Here is a 17,375-nt window from a genome sequence, read left to right as displayed (position 1 = left end):
GACAGGCACCCCACAAACGGTCAAATCACCCTCCCTCGGGGGGCTGCCGCCTGGTGCGGCGGCGCACCGTCCGAGGTGCCCGCTGATGGGGCATATCACCTGGGCCGAATATTGCTGGAAAGGCCCGGGTGCTATGTTTCCGCCATCACCAAGAGAGAGAAGACCATGGAGACGCAAACCATCCGCTTTTTCCATCGCGGCCAGGTCAAGGAAGTATCCGAAGCCCCCATTACCCGCACCGTGCTGCAGTACCTGCGCGAGGACGCGCGCTGCACCGGCACCAAGGAAGGCTGCGCCGAAGGCGACTGCGGCGCCTGCACTGTCGTGATCGGCGAGCTGCAGGACGGCGGCGACGTCGAATTCAAGGCCGTCAACGCCTGCATCCAGTTCCTGCCCACGCTCGACGGCAAGGCCCTGATCACGGTCGAGGACCTGCGCCAGGCCGACGGCAACCTGCACCCGGTGCAGGAAGCCATGGTCGAATGCCACGGCTCGCAGTGCGGCTTCTGCACTCCCGGCTTCGTGATGTCGCTGTGGGCGCTGTACCAGCAGCACACGCCGGGCGGCGCGGCCCCGTCGCGCCAGACCATCTGCGACACGCTGACCGGCAACTTGTGCCGCTGCACCGGCTACCGCCCCATCATCGACGCCGGTGAGCGCATGATGGCCCTGCCCGCCCCCACCGCGGACAAGCTCAACCCGAAGCAGATCGCCGACACCCTGCGCAACCTCAAGCGCGGCGAGACCTTCCGCTACCGCGCCCAGGGCCAGGAGTTCTTTGCCCCGCGCACCGCGGCCGAGTTCGGCGCGATCAAGGCAGCGCAGCCCGATATCCGCATCCTGGCCGGCAGCACCGACGTGGGCCTGTGGGTCACCAAGCAGTTCCGCGAGCTGGGCAACCTGCTCTACGTGGGCCAGGTGGAAGACCTGAACCGGATCGAACAACGCGACGGCATGATCGAGATCGGCGCGGCGGTGACGCTGGAAAAGGCCTACGCGGCACTGAACGCCGCGCATCCCGAGCTCGAAGAACTGTGGAAGCGCTTCGCCTCGCTGCCGATCCGCAATGCCGGCACGCTGGGCGGCAATATCGCCAACGGCTCGCCCATCGGCGACTCGATGCCGGCGCTGATCGCGCTGGGCGCGGAAGTGGTGCTGCAGCACGGCGAGACGCGCCGCGCGCTGCCGCTGGAAGACCTGTACCTGGCGTACCAGAAGACGGCGATGCAGCCGGGCGAGTTCGTCGCTGCGCTGCGCGTGCCGGTGGCCGGCCCGCAGCACTTCCGCACCTACAAGCTGTCCAAACGCTTTGACGAGGACATTTCCGCCGTGTGCGCCGCGTTCGGCATCACCGTGCAGGACGGCATCGTCACGCAGGCCCGCGTCGCCTTCGGCGGCATGGCGGCGACGCCCAAGCGTGCCGCCGCGACCGAGGCGGCGCTGACCGGCCAGCCGTGGAACGAAGCCACCGCGCGCGCCGGCATGGCCGCGCTGGCGCAGGACTACACGCCGCTGTCTGACATGCGCGCGACCGCTTCGTACCGCAGCCGCGGTGCCGCCAACCTGCTGTACCGGTTCTGGCTCGAAACCAGCGCCAACGCGCTGCCCGCCGCAGCCGTCAATGTCCGCGCGCTTGGCGCCGGCGCCCCCGAAACCGCCACGGCCTGAGCCAGAGAGAACAAGGAAAGCATCGGCATGAACAAGCAAACCGAACCCTTCCTGCTCGACGCCGCCGCCGAACAGGTTCCGCAGGTCGGCATCTCGCGTCCGCACGAATCCGCCCACCTGCACGTGGCCGGCACCGCGACCTACACCGACGATATCCCCGAGCTGGCCGGCACGCTGCACGCCGCGCTCGGCATGAGCACGCGCGCGCACGCGCGCATCAAGTCGGTCTCGCTCGACAAGGTACGCGCCGCGCCGGGCGTGGTCGACGTGCTGACGGTGGACGACATCCCCGGCACCAATGACTGCGGCCCGATCATCCATGACGACCCGATCCTGGCGCGCGGCGTGGTGCAGTTCGTCGGCCAGCCGGTCTTTATCGTAGTGGCGACCTCGCATGACGCGGCCCGTCGCGCCGCCCGCCTCGGCGTGATCGACTACGAAGACCTGCCGCCGGTGCTGTCGCCGCAGGCCGCGCACGAGGCCGGCAGCTATGTGCTGCCGCCGATGCACCTGACACGTGGCGAACCGGCCGCGCGCATTGCCGGCGCGGCCCGCCAGGACAGCGGCACGATCCACCTGGGCGGCCAGGAGCAGTTCTATCTCGAAGGCCAGATCTCGTACGCGGCCCCGCGCGAGAACGACAGCATGCAAGTGTGGTGCTCGACCCAGCACCCCACCGAAATGCAACACGCCGTGTGCCATATGCTGGGCTGGCAGGCGCACCAGGTGCTGGTGGAATGCCGCCGCATGGGCGGCGGCTTCGGCGGCAAGGAATCGCAGTCGGCGCTGTTCGCCTGCTGCGCCGCGCTGGCGGCCTGGAAGCTGATGTGCCCGGTCAAGCTGCGCCCGGACCGCGACGACGACATGATGATCACCGGCAAGCGCCATGACTTCGTGTTCGACTACAGCGTCGGCCACGACGACGAAGGCCATATCGAAGGCGTCAAGGTCGAGATGGTGTCGCGCGCCGGCTTCTCGGCCGACCTGTCGGGCCCGGTGATGACCCGCGCCATCTGCCACTTCGACAACGCCTACTGGCTGCCGAACGTGCAGATCGACGGCTACTGCGGCAAGACCAACACGCAGAGCAACACCGCCTTCCGCGGCTTCGGCGGCCCGCAGGGCGCGTTCGCGGTCGAGTACATCCTGGACAATATCGCCCGCACGGTCGGCAAGGATTCGCTCGACGTGCGCCGCGCCAACTTCTACGGCAAGACCGAGAACAACGTCACGCCCTACGGCCAGACCGTGGAAGACAACGTCATCCACGAGCTGATCGACGAACTGGTGGCCAGCAGCGAATACCGCGCCCGCCGCGAGGCCACGCGCGCGTTCAACGCCACCAGCCCGGTGCTGAAGAAGGGCATCGCCATCACCCCGGTGAAGTTCGGCATCTCGTTCAACGTGGCCCACTTCAACCAGGCCGGCGCGCTGGTGCACGTCTACAACGACGGCTCGGTGCTGGTCAACCATGGCGGCACCGAAATGGGCCAGGGCCTGAACACCAAGGTTGCGATGGTGGTGGCGCACGAACTGGGCATCCGCATGGAACGGGTGCGCGTGACCGCGACCGACACCAGCAAGGTGGCCAATACCTCGGCCACCGCGGCATCGACCGGCGCCGACCTGAACGGCAAGGCCGCACAGGACGCCGCGCGCCAGATCCGCGAGCGCCTGACCGCGTTTGCCGCGCGCAAGGCCGGCGTGGAGCCGTCCGAAGTGCGCTTCAACGACGACCTGGTCAGCGCCGGCGAGCTGCGCCTGTCGTTCGGCGAGCTGGCGCGCGAAGCCTACGTGGCGCGCGTGCAGCTGTGGTCCGACGGCTTCTACACCACGCCCAAGCTGCACTGGGACCAGAAGACGCTGCAGGGCCGCCCGTTCTACTACTTCGCCTACGGCGCCGCATGCTCCGAGGTCCTGGTGGACACGCTCACCGGCGAATGGAAACTGCTGCGCGCCGACGCGCTGCACGACGCCGGCCGCTCGCTGAACCCGGCGATCGATATCGGCCAGGTCGAAGGCGCCTTCATCCAGGGCATGGGCTGGCTGACCACCGAGGAACTGTGGTGGAACAAGGACGGCAAGCTGATGACGCACGCCCCGTCCACGTACAAGATCCCGACGGTCAACGACTGCCCCGAGGAATTCAACGTGCGCCTGTTCCAGAACCGCAACGTCGAGGACAGCATCCACCGCTCCAAGGCGGTGGGCGAGCCGCCGCTGCTGCTGCCGTTCTCGGTGTTCTTCGCGATCCGCGACGCCGTGGCCGCGCTGGGCGATTACCGCATCAACCCGCCGCTGAAGGCGCCGGCCACCAGCGAGGCGATCCTCGATGCCGTCGATGCCGTGCGTGCTGCGGCGGTGCAAGTGGCTGCGCAGGCAGCCTGAACGGTGGCAAGGAAGCGCGCGCCTGCGGAGGCCCCGGACTTTCCCCCCTCGACTGCGTTGACAGGCGAGGGGCCGGCGGAAGAAGCAGGCGCGCGCCACCACTGACACAAGCCATACCACGCATCACCACAAGGCCCCCGACCATGCAGGACGCACCGCTCAAACCCTTCCGCTTCGCCGACGCCGCCCGCATGGTGCGTGCCGGCGTGCCGGTGGCGATGGTCACCATCGTCGAGGTCAAGGGCTCGGCGCCGCGCGAGGCCGGCATCCGCATGCTGGTGAGCGCCGACGACCTGGTCGGCACCATCGGCGGCGGCCATCTGGAATGGCGCGGCATGGATATCGCCCGCGAGATGCTGGTGCGCGGCGAGCCGCGCCGGATCGAGCGCATTCCGCTGGGCCCGGCGCTGGGGCAGTGCTGCGGCGGCGTGGTGCAGCTTGCCTTCGAAGTGCTGGGCCAGGCCGACCTGGCCTGGCTCGATGCGGTCGAGCGCAATTTCGCCGCGCAGCGCGCGCTGCAGCGGCAGGTGCCGGCCCGCGGCGCGGTGACCTTTTGCGACAGCCGCGCGGTGCTCGCCGGCGTGGAGCTGCAAGCGGACGGCAGCTGGACCGACACGCTGGTGCCCGACACCATGCACGTGGTGCTGTTCGGCGCCGGCCATGTCGGCCATGCACTGGTCAAGGTGCTGGCCACGCTGCCGTGCCGCGTGCACTGGGTCGACGAGCGCGACACGCTGTTCCCCGGCGGCCTGCCCGACAACGTCGAGGCCGAGGCCAGCGACACGCCCGAGGCGGTGGTGGCGCAGGCGCCAGCGGGCAGCTACTTCCTGGTCATGACGCACAGCCACGCGCTGGACCAGACCCTGTGCGAGGAAATCCTCAAGCGCACCGATTTCGCCTACTTCGGCCTGATCGGCTCCAAGACCAAGCGCGCGCGCTTTGAACACCGCATGGCCGAGCACGGCATCGACCCGGCCAGGTTTGCGGAAATGACATGCCCCATGGGGGTTCCCGGGATCACCGACAAGGCTCCGGCTATGATTGCGGTTGCCATCGTCGCCCAGCTGCTCCAGGTCCGCGAACAGCGCCTTGCCGCGCTGCGTGCGGGCCGCACGGAGGCGGTGCATCCCTGAACCCGTGCCGCCGGTGCTGCCGGCCGGCACAGAAAAGCCCAGAAACGAGGCCCCCATGACCATCGATGCCGCGCTCGCGGAACAGATCCGCCGCACCCCCAAGGCCGAACTGCATGTGCATATCGAAGGCACGCTTGAGCCGGAACTGATCTTCCGGCTGGCGCAGCGCAACCAGGTGGCGCTGCCCTACCCCAGCGTCGACGCGCTGCGCGCCGCCTACGCCTTCACCGACCTGCAGTCGTTCCTGGACATCTACTACGCCGGCGCCAGCGTGCTGCTGACCGAGGAAGATTTCTTCGACATGACCATGGACTACGTCAAGCGCGCCGTCGCCGACAACGTCCGCCACGCCGAGATCTTCTTCGATCCGCAGACCCATACCGCGCGCGGCGTGCCGATCGGCGTGGTGATCGACGGCATTGCCGATGCCCTGGCGCAGGCCCGCACCGAGTACGACTTCTCGAGCAGCCTGATCCTGTGCTTCCTGCGCCATCTGTCGGAGGAAGACGCATTCGCCACGCTGGAAGCGGCGCTGCCGTATCGCGACCGCTTCGTCGGCGTCGGGCTCGACTCGTCGGAAAAAGGCAACCCGCCCGAGAAATTCGCGCGCGTGTTCGCCCGGGCGCGCGAGCTCGGCCTGCACCTGGTGGCGCACGCGGGCGAGGAAGGTCCGGCGCAATACGTGACCGATGCGCTCGACATCCTCAAGGCCGAGCGCATCGACCACGGCGTGCGCGCCATCGACGATGCCGCGCTGGTCGAGCGCCTGGCGCGCGAGCGCGTGGCGCTGACGGTGTGCCCGCTGTCGAACGTCAAGCTCAAGGTCTACCCCGACCTGCGCGACCACCCGCTCAAGCGCATGCTGGACGCGGGCGTGGCGATCACCCTGCATTCGGACGACCCGGCCTACTTCGGCGGCTATATGAATGCGAACTGGGAAGCCACCTTCGACGCACTGCCACTGGACGCGGCCGACGCGCACAAGCTGGCCCGCAACAGTTTTGAAGCGGCCTTCCTGCCTGCCATGCAGAAGGCCGAGTTCCTGGCGGAAGTCGACCACTTCTGGTCCGCTCCGCCCAAGTCCCCGCCCGCGACGGCCCCCGCGGCCTGAGCACGGCGCATGCCAATAGCCCGGCCTGCTGCTTGCACCATGCGGTGCCGCGCGGGCCGGCCCCGAGAGACAAACCATGACGACCCACCCCACCACTGACTCCCGTACCCGCGCCATCCGCGGCCGCGTGCTGCATTTCCTGCGCGACCCGCAATTCCATGAGGACGCGTATCAGTATTGGGACGACGGGGTGCTGATCGTCACCGACGGGCGCATCGCCGCCGCCGGCGACTACGCCCAGCTGGCCGCGCGCATCCCGGCCGGCGCCGAGGTCATCGACCACCGCGGCAAGCTGATCGTGCCCGGCTTTATCGACACCCACGTGCACTACCCGCAGACCGACATGATCGCGTCGCCGTCGCCGGGCCTGCTGCACTGGCTCGACACCTACACCTTCCCCGAAGAGCGCCGCTTCGCCGATCCCGACTACGCGCGCGGCGTGGCCGGTTTCTTTACCGAGGAACTGCTGCGCAACGGCACCACCAGCGCGGTGGTCTGGAGCACGGTGCACAAGGCCTCGGCCGACGCCCTCTTCGCCGAAAGCGAGGCGCGCAACCTGCGCATGGTCACCGGCAAGGTGATGATGGACCGCAACTGCCCCGAATTCCTGCGCGACACCGCCGAAAGCGGCGCCCGGGATTCCGCCGACCTGCTGTCGCGTTGGCATAACAAGGGCCGGCTGTCGTACGCGATCACGCCGCGCTTCGCGCCGACCTCGACCGAGGCGCAGCTGGCCGCCTGCGGCGAACTCGCGCGCGCCTATCCGGACGCGTTTATCCAGACCCACGTGGCGGAGAACCGTGACGAGGTCAAATGGGTGGCCGAGCTGTTCCCGGACGCGCGCAGCTACCTGGACGTCTACGACCGCTATGGCCTGCTGCGTCCCGGCGCGATGTACGGCCATGCCATCTACCTGGACCAGGACGACCGCCGCCGGCTGGCCGACAGCGGCGCCGCGGTGGCGCACTGCCCGACTTCCAACCTGTTCCTTGGCAGCGGCTTCTATGACTTCCACCAGTCCGATGCCAACCGCCTGAACGTGACGCTGGCCACCGACGTCGGGGGCGGCACCTCGTTCTCGATGTTCCGCACCATGAACGCCGCGCACAAGGTGGCACGCATGGGCGGCTACTACCTGACCGCGCTGCGCATGTTCTACCTCGCCACCCGCGCCGCGGCCGAGGCGCTGGGCTGGACCGGCCGCGTCGGCAGCTTCAGCGAGGGCTGCGAGGCCGACTTCATCGTGCTCGACCCCAAGGCCACGCCGCTGATCGCACGCCGCAGCAACCGCTCGGAAACGCTGGAAGAGGAGCTGTTTGCCTTCGCCATGCTGGGCGACGACCGCGCGATCGACAGCGTCTACGTGATGGGCGAGGTGGCCAGCGTCCCGGCAGCCTGATCCGCCACACGGCAGCATCCCGTTGCCCGCCGCGCCCGCGGCGGGCCCGCCCTTTACCGCTTCCGCCGTCCCACCGGCTTGACGACCGTCAAGACTGTCTTCGACAAAGCCTTCTAACCTTGCGGTTCCGCCGCGGCCACTCTGCCTTGCCGCGCACCAATACCGATCGACCGCAATCAGAAGGTTCTGCATGACCGCATATCAATCCGCTCAATCCGTCGAGCCCGCCCCCGGGCACGCCCAGGCGCATCCCGGCGCGCGCGCCCATGCCCCGCACCCGGCTCCGCTGCCTGAACCGATCGCGCCGGACGCGCCGCTGCCATCGCGCAAGATCATCCGCGGCTGGCTGATCCCGCTGGGCCAGCGCAGCACGCCGCGCGCACTGATGCTGTTCGCCTTCGATTACCTGCTGTTCGGCGCCGTGCTGGCCGGCGTGGTAGTGGCGCCGCACTGGGCCGCCAAGCTGGCGCTGGGCGTGCTGGCCGGCCTGGTGATCGCGCGCCTGTTTATCATCGGCCACGATGCCTGCCACCAGAGCCTGACTCCGCGCCGCGGGCTGAACAAGTGGCTGGGCCGGCTGACCTTCCTGCCGTCGCTGACGCCGTACAGCCTGTGGGAAGTCGGCCATAACGTGGTCCATCACGGCTACACCAACCTGAAGGGCTTCGACTTCGTCTGGGCGCCGTATTCGCTCGACGAATTCAACGCGCTGCCGCGCTGGCGCCGCGTGATGGAGCGCATCTACCGCACCGGCTTCGGTCCGGGCCTGTATTACCTGATCGAGATCTGGTGGTGCAAGCTGTTCTTCCCCAGCAAGCGCCAGATGGCCACGCGCCGGTCGATCTTCACCGGCGACTGCGTGCTCGTGGCGGCGTTCGGGCTGGCCTGGATCGGCGCGCTGGTCGGCCTGGCGCTGGCCACGCAGCAGTCCGTCTGGATGCTGGTCGGCGCCGGCTTCGTGCTGCCCTTCCTGGTGTGGAACGTAACCGTCGGCTTCGTGCTGTACGTGCACCATACCCACACCAGCGTCGCCTGGTACGACACCAAGGCGATGTGGGCCAGGGCCCAGCCGTTCGTCTCGACCACCGTGCACCTGCGCTTTCGCCATGGCATCGGCGCGGCGCTGCACCACATCATGGAACACACCGCGCACCACGTCGACATGAGCGTGCCGCTGTACCGCCTCAAGCGCGCGCAGGCGCTGCTGGAGCATGCGCTGCCGGGCCGCATCATCATCGAGAACTTCTCGTGGCGCTGGTATTTCGACACGGCGCGCCGCTGCAAGCTCTATGACTTCAAGGCGCTGTGCTGGACCGATTTCCGCGGCCGCCAGACCAGCGAGAACGCGCCGGTACCGGCCTGATCGCCTTGCCGGCCGCGACGGCGGTGGACGATCCACCGCCGTCGCGGTTATAATCGCCGCTTCCATTGGGGAGTAGCCGCCCTGCTCTCACCGCGCCGCGCAATGCGGACTCCGGGGGACAGGGGCGTACGTCAACAGACTTGACCGCTTGCGGTTATGGCGTGCGCAGCTCCGGACCCGCCTGGCCAAACCGGCCCAGGCAGCGTCCATGCCTGGCGAGACCGATGACCATCCCTTTCTGGCCGGGCCGGGAAAGGGTTGCGTCATTGGCATCTCGCGATGCATTGCGGCCCGGTTACCCCACAAGACCAATATGGAAGCCTTCCTCGTCTCCACAGGCATCGTCGCTCTCGCAGAAATGGGCGACAAGACGCAATTGCTGTCGCTGGTGCTGGCCGCGCGCTACCGCAAGCCGGTGCCCATCATCCTCGGCATCCTGATCGCCACCCTGTTCAACCACGGCTTCGCCGGCGCGCTCGGCGGCTGGATCACGCACGTGGTGGGCGAAAGCCTGCTGCGCTGGATCCTCGGCCTGGGCTTTATCGCGATGGCCGCATGGATGCTGATCCCCGACAAGTTCGACGACGCCGAGCAGGCCAAACCGGTCAAGGGCTTCATTGGCATCCTCGGCACCACCCTCGTCGCCTTCTTCTTTGCCGAGATGGGTGACAAGACCCAGATCGCCACGGTGGCTCTGGCGGCGCGCTTCAGCGATGCCGTGCTGGCGGTGGTCATGGGGACGACCTTCGGCATGATGGTCGCCAATGCGCCGGCTGTGTTGCTGGGAGACAGGTTTGCCAACAAGATGCCGATCGGCCTGGTGCACAAGGTTGCCGCCGGCATCTTCCTGGTGCTGGGCGTGCTGGCGTTGCTGAATATCGGCGGATAAGCGCAAGGCAAAAAAAACGGGGCACAAGGCCCCGTTCAAACCCTCGCCGGTCCGGTACTGACGGTTGCCAACCGCTCAACCCTCCGGACCGTCGATCACCGATGCTCGGATTTCGCAGGCTGGCTCTGCACGAGCCAGCCCCGATGCTTCTCAGTTCAGGACACGTTAATTCGTAGTCTTGGCACCGCCTTCGAACCACTGCCCCAGCAGCGCGCGCTCGTCGTCTGTGATCTGCGTCACGTTGCCCAGCGGCATCGCCTTCTGCTGCACCGCCTGCTGGTAGATCAGCTGGGCGTGGGCCTTGATGTCCTCGGGCGTCTCGAGCTTGATGCCCTTGGCCGCGGTCGGCATCATCTTCGGCTGCTCGGCGTGGCATTGCACGCAGCGCGCGTTCATCACTTCCTGCACCTTGGCGAAGCTGACCGCCGCGGCGGCCTCGCCATCGGCCTTGGCCACGGCCGGGCGCGGCTGCGGCGCGATCATCACGGCGACAACTCCCAGCGCGGCGACGCCGGCGGCAGGCCACAGCACGTTGATCTTGCCCTTGTGCTTCAGGATGAAGAACTGGCGGATCAGCACGCCCGACAGCATGATCAGGATCAGCACCACCCAGTTGTACTTGTGGGCGTAGGTCATGCTGTAGTGGTTCGACAGCATCGCGAACAGCACCGGCAGCGTGAAATAGGTGTTGTGCACGCTGCGCTGCTTGCCGCGCTTGCCGTGGATCGGGTCCACCGGCTGGCCGGCCTTCAGTGCCGCCACCACCTTGCGCTGGCCCGGGATGATCCACGCCAGCACGTTCGCGCTCATGATCGTCGCGACCATCGCGCCGGTCAGCAGGAACGCCGCGCGGCCCGAGAAGACATGGCATGCGACGTAAGCGGCTGCCGCGATATAGATCGCCACCAGGATGCCGACCAGGCGGTCGTTCTTGTTGAACAGGCGGCAGATGCTGTCATAGACGATCCAGCCGATCAGCAAGTACGACACCGCAAAGCCGACCGCCGCGCCGGGCGACATGTCGAACACGTTCTTGTCGATCAGGAACGTGCTGGCGTTGAACAGGTACAGCACCACCAGCAGCGCAAAGCCGCTCATCCAGGTGGAATACGACTCCCAGTAGAACCAGTGCAGGTTCTCCGGCAACTGCTTGGGCGCGGTCAGGTACTTCTGCGGGTTGTAGAAGCCGCCGCCGTGCACCGCCCACAGCTCGCCGTCGACACCCTTCTCCTTCAGGTCCGGCGCGGTGGGCTTGGTCAGGCTGTTGTCCAGCCACACGAAATAGAACGAAGAGCCGATCCATGCGATGGCGGTGATGACGTGCACCCACCGCAGCAGCATATTGGCCCAGTCGAGGATATAGCCTTCCATGTCTTGTCTCCCGTTTCCCTATGCCACCGCGTCAGCTGCCGCGGTAGGTCGAGTACGACCAGGGCGAAACCAGGAGGGGCACGTGATAGTGCGCATTGACATCGGCAATGCCGAAGCGCAGCGGCACCACGTCCAGGAAGGCCGGCTCGGGCAGCTTCACGCCCTGGGCGCGGAAATAATCGCCGGCGGCGAATTCCAGCTCGTACACGCCCGCGGCGAGATCGGCGCCCTCCAGCAGGGGCTGGTCGCAGCGGCCGTCGTGGTTGGTGACCACGGTCTTGAGGGTTTCGCGACGATTGTCGACAATTTTATGGAGAGTAATCGACATGCCCTGCCCGGGCGTGCCCGCAGCGGTGTCGAGAACATGGGTGGTCAAGCGTCCCATCGTATTTGTCCTTTTGCGATTGGGTTGTGAGGGGCGCCGCTGCCTTCACTAGCACCATGTGTGGGAATGGTGCCCGCTCGGTACGTCTGGTAACGCATCCCGGCGCTGGGTTGGTGCGTGGCGACAATGCGCCTGCACTTCCCCGTTGGCAATTCAGGGATTTCCCTGAGTTGTCGAAAACCTGAGTTGGTTTTGTTGACAATATTGAGGCCGTAACCAAATAATTGTCAACAATTTTTGGATCACCGTACCCTGATACGCAGGATTTACGGTGCCATGCCTGACCTGCCGGTGCCACGATGTCCAAGAGCCTGAAGCTGATTGCCGCCAACGCCGAATCCAAGGCCCAAGCCGAGGCCGGCGAGCCGACCGAGATCCCGGGCAAGCCCGCCAAGCCTGCGCGCAAGGGCTCGGTCGAGGAGCGCATGTACCACGAGATCTACGACGCGATCATGGAGCACCGGCTGCCGCCGCGCACCAAGCTCACCGAGCATTCGCTTTGCGAGATCTATGCCACCGCGCGCCACACCGTGCGCAAGGTGCTGTCGCACCTGGCGGCCGACGGCATGGTTGACCTCGAGCCCAACCGCGGCGCCTTTATCGCCAGCCCGTCGACCGACGAGGCGCACGACATGTTCGAGCTGCGCCAGATGCTGGAGCGCGCGGTGCTGGAAAAGCTGGCCGCCATGCCTGACGTCAAGGCCGTGATCGCGCCGCTGCGGCAGATGGTGGCCAACGAGCGGCAGGCCTTCCTGACGCACGACCGTCCCAAGTGGATCCGCCTGTCCGCCGAATTCCACACCGCGCTGGCGGAACTGTCGGGCAATGCGCTGCTGGTCAACATGATGCGCCGCCTGGTGTCGCGCACCACGCTGATGATTGCCAGCGTGGAAGCGCCGGGCAACAACGCCTGCTCCTTCGACGAGCACGAAGAAATCCTCGACGCCCTGGAACAGGGCAACGCCGCACTGGCCCAGTCGCGCATGGCGCACCACCTCGGCGCCTGCGCCGACCGCGTGCAGCCGGACGAACCGGGCAGCTTCGATCTTCGCAGCGTGCTGGGCCGCTCCACCTAGCACGGTGTTCCCGTCACGCCCCCGCAAGAAGAAGGCAGCAGGCCCGTCGTCAGTACCGCGCCCAGGTAGTGCAAACGAGAGCGCGGCGACGGCAGGCCCATAACAACACCGACCAAACTGCCGGCACGGACGTGGCGTTCCCATCAAACCAAAGGAGAGGAGACGCACCAATGAATTCCGCAAGCACCACGGTCCCGACGGACCTCACCAACGAGCGTTTGCCTTCCGGGCGCCTGCTCGCGCTCGGGTTGCAGCACGTTCTGGTGATGTACGCCGGCACGGTTGCCGTGCCACTGATCGTGGGTGGCGCGCTCAAGCTGCCCAAGGACCAGCTGGCCTTCCTGATCAACGCCGACCTGTTCGCCGCCGGCCTGGCCACGCTGATCCAGGCCATCGGCTTCTGGAAGTTCGGCATCCGCCTGCCGGTGATGATGGGCGTGACCTTCGCCTCGGTGGCACCCATGATCGCCATCGGCACCGACCCCAATGTCGGCCTGCTCGGCATCTACGGCGCGGTGATCGCATCCGGGATCTTTGGCATCCTGATCTCGCCGATGATGGGGCGCATGCTGGGATTGTTCCCGCCGGTGGTGACCGGCACCGTGATCACGCTGATCGGCGTGTCGCTGATGCGCGTGGCCATCAACTGGTCGGCCGGTGGCCAGCCCACCACGCGCGCCGTCATCGACGGCGTCGTCAAGGAAGTGCCCAACCTGGCCTACGGCGACCTCACCAGCCTCGGCATCGCCGGCCTGACGCTGGTCATCATCCTGATGCTGACCAAATACGGCCGCGGCCTGGTCGCCAACTGCGCGGTGCTGCTCGGCATCATCATCGGCACGCTGGTGGCGATGGGCATGGGCAAGGTGTCGTTCGACGGCCTCGATGAAGCCAGCTTCGTCGCCGTCATCACGCCGCTGCATTTCGGCATGCCGACCTTCGAAGTGACCGCGATCCTGTCGATGTGCATCGTCATGCTGATCACGCTGGTGGAGTCGACCGGCATGTTCCTGGCGCTGTCGGACATCACCGGCAAGAAGCTGAGCAACGAGGACCTGACCCGCGGCCTGCGCGCCGACGGCCTGGGCACGGTGATCGGCGGCATCTTCAACACCTTCCCCTACACCTCGTTCTCGCAGAACGTGGGCCTGGTGACGGTGACCGGCGTGCGCTCGCGCTACGTCGCGGCAGCGGGCGGCATCATCCTGATCGCCTTCGGCCTGTTTCCCAAGATGGCCCACGTGGTGGCCTCGGTGCCGCAGTTCGTGCTGGGCGGCGCCGGCATCGTGATGTTCGGCATGGTCGCCGCCACCGGCATCCGCATCCTGGGTTCGTGCGATTTCAACCGCAACCGCCACAACCTGTTCATCGTCGCCATCTCGATCGGCTTCGGCATGATCCCGACGCTGGCGCCGACGTTCTTCCAGTACCTGCCCAAGTGGACCGACCCGTTCACGCACAGCGGCATCGTGCTCGGCACCATCGTGGCGGTGGCGCTGAACCTGTTCTACAACGGCATCCAGTCGCGCGAAGAGGCCATGCGCAACGCCGCGGCCAATTCGCACGGCACCGAGTAATCGAAGTACCGGCAAGGCTGGGCCGGCCCGCAGGGACCCGGCCCCGAAGCAGTACCGGCGCCGCCGCCGGCACCACTGGCATGCTCATTGCATGACGGTCGGCGCCTGCGGCGGGACGGCGGTGCAGGGTGGTTTCCTGAAGCAAGCAACGACACATGACAAACGATAACTATCCACGCGATCTCATCGGTTACGGCGCCCGCCCGCCGCACGCCCGCTGGCCGGGCGGCGCGCGCGTCGCGCTGCAGTTCGTGCTCAACTACGAAGAAGGCGGCGAAAACTGCGTGCTGCACGGCGACGCCGCTTCCGAGCAGTTCCTCTCCGAGATCGTCGGCGCCGCGGCCTACCCCGAGCGCCACATGAGCATGGAGGGCATCTACGAATACGGCTCGCGCGCCGGCGTCTGGCGCATCCTGCGCGAGTTCGAAAAGCGCAGGCTGCCGCTGACGATCTTCGGCGTGTCGATGGCGCTGCAGCGCCATCCCGAACTGACCCGCGCCTTCGTCGAGCTGGGCCACGAGATCGCCTGCCACGGCTGGCGCTGGATCCACTACCAGAACATCGACGAAGCCACCGAGCGCGAGCACATGCGCATCGGCATGCAGATCATCAAGGACCTGACCGGCGCGCTGCCGCTGGGCTGGTACACCGGCCGCGACAGCCCCAACACGCGCCGCCTCGTCGTTGAGCACGGCGGTTTCCTGTACGACTCGGATTACTACGGCGACGACCTGCCGTTCTGGACCGAGGTCGAAGTCAGCGGCGGCGAGAAGAAGCCGCACCTGGTGGTGCCGTACACGCTGGATTCGAACGACATGCGCTTTGCCACGCCGCAGGGCTTCAACACCGGCGAGCAGTTCTTCCAGTACCTGAAGGATGCGTTCGACGTGCTGTATGAAGAAGGCGATCCCGCGGGACAGGACAGCCCCAAGATGCTGTCGGTCGGCATGCACTGCCGCCTGCTCGGCCGCCCGGGCCGCTTCCGCGCGCTGCAGCGCTTCCTCGATTACGTGCAGGGACACGACAAGGTGTGGATCTGCCGCCGTGTCGATATCGCCCGGCACTGGGCCGCCACCCACCCCTACACTCCCCGGAATCAAGCATGAGCCAGACCTACACTATCGCCCAACTCAACACCATGCCGGTCGCCGAATTCGTGCAGGTGCTGGGCGGCATCTACGAACATTCGCCGTGGTTTGCCGAGACCGCCGCCGCGCAACGGCCCTTTGCCGATGGCGCCGCGCTGGCGCAGGCGCTGCGCCAGGCCGTCGATGAAGCCGGCGAAGCGGCGCAGCTGAAGCTGGTGCGCGCCCACCCGGAACTGGCCGGCAAGGCCGCCGTGCGCGGCGAGCTGACCGCCGAGTCGACGCGCGAGCAGAGCGGCGCCGGCCTGAACCAGTGCACGCCCGAGGAATTCGACCGCCTGCAGTCGCTCAACGCGGCGTACAACCAGAAGTTCGGCTTCCCGTTCATCCTGGCGGTGCGCGGCTACGACCGCCACGGCATCATCGCGGAGTTCGCGCGCCGCATTGAAAACACGCCGCAGCAAGAGTTGCAAACTTGCATCAACCAGATCCATCGCATTGCACAGTTCCGCCTCGACGACTTAGTATCCGCCTGAGAAAAAAAGCGTCACCTGTATAACAAAAACGCTGTACCCCGATGCCGCCGGCACCCAATGCAACACCACACCGAGCCCACGCCAGGCGGCACGAATAAAAGCACAAAGACATTACAAGAACCCGTCAGGGACCCAGTACACAACGTTCCAAGCAGGATCAAAACCACGGAGGTCTAACAATGCAGAAGCAGTACAAGCCGGCGCTCAAGCTGGCGGCGGTAGCGGCTACCCTTTTTTCCGGCGCGGCCATGGCCCAGTCCAGCGTCACGCTGTACGGCCAGGCTGACATGTTCGTCGGCGCCGTGAAGAGCCCGGGCTCGGGCGAACGCGCATGGGTGGCCAATTCGGGCGGGATGCAGACGTCTTACTGGGGCATCAAGGGCACCGAAGACCTGGGCGGCGGCACCAAGGCCATCTTCGACCTGAACGGCTTCTTCCGTACCGACAGCGGCAACAGCGGCCGCTTCAACGGCGACTCGATGTTCAGCCGCAATGCCTATGTCGGCCTGCAGAACGACAAGGCCGGCACCATCAAGCTGGGCCGCAACACCACGCCGTACTTCATTTCGACCATCCTGTTCAACCCGCTGGTCGACTCGTACGTGTTCTCGCCGACGATCTTCCACACCTACTTCGGCGCGGTCAGCGGCGCCGTCGCCGATCCCGGCATCATCGGCGATTCGGGCTGGAACAACTCCGTGGTGTACAGCACGCCAAACTTTGGCGGCCTGAGCGCCAACTTCATCTACGGCTTCGGCGAGCAGCCGGGCGCCGCGGGCAAGCAGAAGTTCGGCGGCAACGTCCTGTACTTCAACGGCCCGTTCGCCGCGACCGTGGCCTACCAGCAGGTGCGCTTCAACAACGTGCCGACCGACATGTCCGACCTCGGCCTGTCGCGCCAGGACGCCGCACAGATCGGCCTGTCCTATGACTTCAAGGTGGTCAAGCTGTTCGCGCAGGGCCAGTACATCAAGACCCGCGCCACCACCGCGCCGTCCGGCGACATCAAGCACATCGACGGCCAGTTCGGCGCATCGGTGCCCATCGGCGCCGGCAACCTGCTGGCTTCGTATGCCTATGGCAAGGTCGACAACTCGCTGGGCGACTTCAAGCGCAATACCTTTGCCGTCGCCTACGACTACAACCTGTCCAAGCGCACCGACGTGTACGCCGCCTACTACTACGACAAGATCACCGGCATCGAGCACGGCGACACCTTCGGCGTGGGCGTGCGCCACAAGTTCTGATGCGCTGAGCGCGTCACCGGCAGCACTGGAGCCCGCCTTTCGGCGGGCTTTTTTTATCGTGCGCGGGCGGCGCGCGCGGCACCCACCGTTGCCGCGCAATGCTGCACTGCGCCACGCAGTGCCACATGAGAAACTGCCGCTCCATAG

14 protein-coding genes and 1 riboswitch are annotated in these 17,375 nt (G+C 66.7%); of the genes, 12 read left to right on the top strand and 2 right to left on the bottom strand.

Annotated elements, in window-relative coordinates; translation table 11 throughout:
• Window positions 1-165 precede the first annotated feature (165 nt).
• From xdhA to U9J39_RS06050, 7 genes are all read left to right on the top strand, one after another.
• Window positions 166-1,668 carry a xanthine dehydrogenase small subunit gene (gene xdhA / locus U9J39_RS06080; RefSeq protein WP_116312315.1) on the top strand — a complete coding sequence of 501 codons (1,503 nt, stop codon included), beginning with the start codon at window positions 166-168 and terminating at the stop codon, window positions 1,666-1,668.
• Between the two features lie 27 nt (window positions 1,669-1,695).
• Complete coding sequence (gene xdhB, locus U9J39_RS06075; protein WP_326346753.1) at window positions 1,696-4,056, top strand: xanthine dehydrogenase molybdopterin binding subunit; 2,361 nt, start codon at window positions 1,696-1,698, stop codon at window positions 4,054-4,056.
• A 143-nt stretch (window positions 4,057-4,199) separates the two neighbouring features.
• Window positions 4,200-5,189 carry a xanthine dehydrogenase accessory protein XdhC gene (xdhC, locus tag U9J39_RS06070; protein ID WP_116312313.1) on the top strand — a complete coding sequence of 330 codons (990 nt, stop codon included), beginning with the start codon at window positions 4,200-4,202 and terminating at the stop codon, window positions 5,187-5,189.
• Window positions 5,190-5,244: 55 nt separating this feature from the next.
• Window positions 5,245-6,300, top strand: a complete 1,056-nt coding sequence (locus tag U9J39_RS06065) for an adenosine deaminase (protein WP_062797700.1) — start codon at window positions 5,245-5,247, stop codon at window positions 6,298-6,300.
• A gap of 76 nt (window positions 6,301-6,376) precedes the next feature.
• A complete protein-coding gene (gene guaD, locus U9J39_RS06060) occupies window positions 6,377-7,699 on the top strand; it encodes a guanine deaminase (RefSeq protein WP_326346752.1) in 1,323 nt (440 codons plus the stop codon).
• Between the two features lie 190 nt (window positions 7,700-7,889).
• On the top strand, window positions 7,890-9,062 hold the full coding sequence (locus U9J39_RS06055; RefSeq protein ID WP_326346751.1) for a fatty acid desaturase: 1,173 nt from the start codon (window positions 7,890-7,892) through the stop codon (window positions 9,060-9,062).
• A gap of 49 nt (window positions 9,063-9,111) precedes the next feature.
• A riboswitch (yybP-ykoY riboswitch) is annotated at window positions 9,112-9,348 on the top strand.
• A gap of 27 nt (window positions 9,349-9,375) precedes the next feature.
• Entirely contained in the window at window positions 9,376-9,951 is a 576-nt protein-coding gene (locus tag U9J39_RS06050; protein WP_115708726.1) for a TMEM165/GDT1 family protein, read from the top strand.
• Between the two features lie 165 nt (window positions 9,952-10,116).
• Here the strand turns inward: U9J39_RS06050 and U9J39_RS06045 are convergent, their stop codons facing one another.
• Together U9J39_RS06045 and uraH are read right to left on the bottom strand one after the other, a co-directional pair.
• Entirely contained in the window at window positions 10,117-11,322 is a 1,206-nt protein-coding gene (locus U9J39_RS06045; RefSeq protein ID WP_115708724.1) for a urate hydroxylase PuuD, read from the bottom strand.
• 31 nt (window positions 11,323-11,353) lie between these two features.
• Window positions 11,354-11,707: a hydroxyisourate hydrolase gene (gene uraH, locus U9J39_RS06040; protein WP_012352291.1), complete on the bottom strand. Its 354-nt coding sequence runs from the start codon at window positions 11,705-11,707 to the stop codon at window positions 11,354-11,356.
• Between the two features lie 299 nt (window positions 11,708-12,006).
• Between uraH and U9J39_RS06035 the strand changes: the two genes are divergently transcribed.
• The 5 genes from U9J39_RS06035 (at window position 12,007) to U9J39_RS06015 (ending at window position 17,228) form a co-directional block, all read left to right on the top strand.
• Window positions 12,007-12,783 (top strand): GntR family transcriptional regulator, encoded by a 777-nt coding sequence (locus U9J39_RS06035; RefSeq protein ID WP_115708723.1) that lies wholly within the window; start codon window positions 12,007-12,009, stop codon window positions 12,781-12,783.
• Window positions 12,784-12,953: 170 nt separating this feature from the next.
• Window positions 12,954-14,360 (top strand): nucleobase:cation symporter-2 family protein, encoded by a 1,407-nt coding sequence (locus U9J39_RS06030; RefSeq protein ID WP_115708721.1) that lies wholly within the window; start codon window positions 12,954-12,956, stop codon window positions 14,358-14,360.
• A gap of 155 nt (window positions 14,361-14,515) precedes the next feature.
• Window positions 14,516-15,466 (top strand): allantoinase PuuE, encoded by a 951-nt coding sequence (gene puuE, locus U9J39_RS06025; protein ID WP_326346750.1) that lies wholly within the window; start codon window positions 14,516-14,518, stop codon window positions 15,464-15,466.
• Complete coding sequence (uraD, locus tag U9J39_RS06020) at window positions 15,463-15,981, top strand: 2-oxo-4-hydroxy-4-carboxy-5-ureidoimidazoline decarboxylase (RefSeq protein ID WP_092308361.1); 519 nt, start codon at window positions 15,463-15,465, stop codon at window positions 15,979-15,981. The genes puuE and uraD overlap by 4 nt, the downstream gene beginning before the upstream one ends.
• A gap of 179 nt (window positions 15,982-16,160) precedes the next feature.
• The gene (locus U9J39_RS06015; RefSeq protein WP_115708717.1) at window positions 16,161-17,228 is read left to right on the top strand and encodes a porin; all 1,068 of its coding nucleotides are present in this window, start codon (window positions 16,161-16,163) and stop codon (window positions 17,226-17,228) included.
• The last annotated feature ends 147 nt before the right edge of the window (window positions 17,229-17,375 follow it).

This window comes from Cupriavidus sp. SS-3 (genome assembly GCF_035818815.1).
Classification (GTDB): domain Bacteria; phylum Pseudomonadota; class Gammaproteobacteria; order Burkholderiales; family Burkholderiaceae; genus Cupriavidus; species Cupriavidus taiwanensis_C.
Note: the sequence above shows the minus strand (reverse complement) of the source record. Positions and strands in the feature narration are given on the sequence as shown.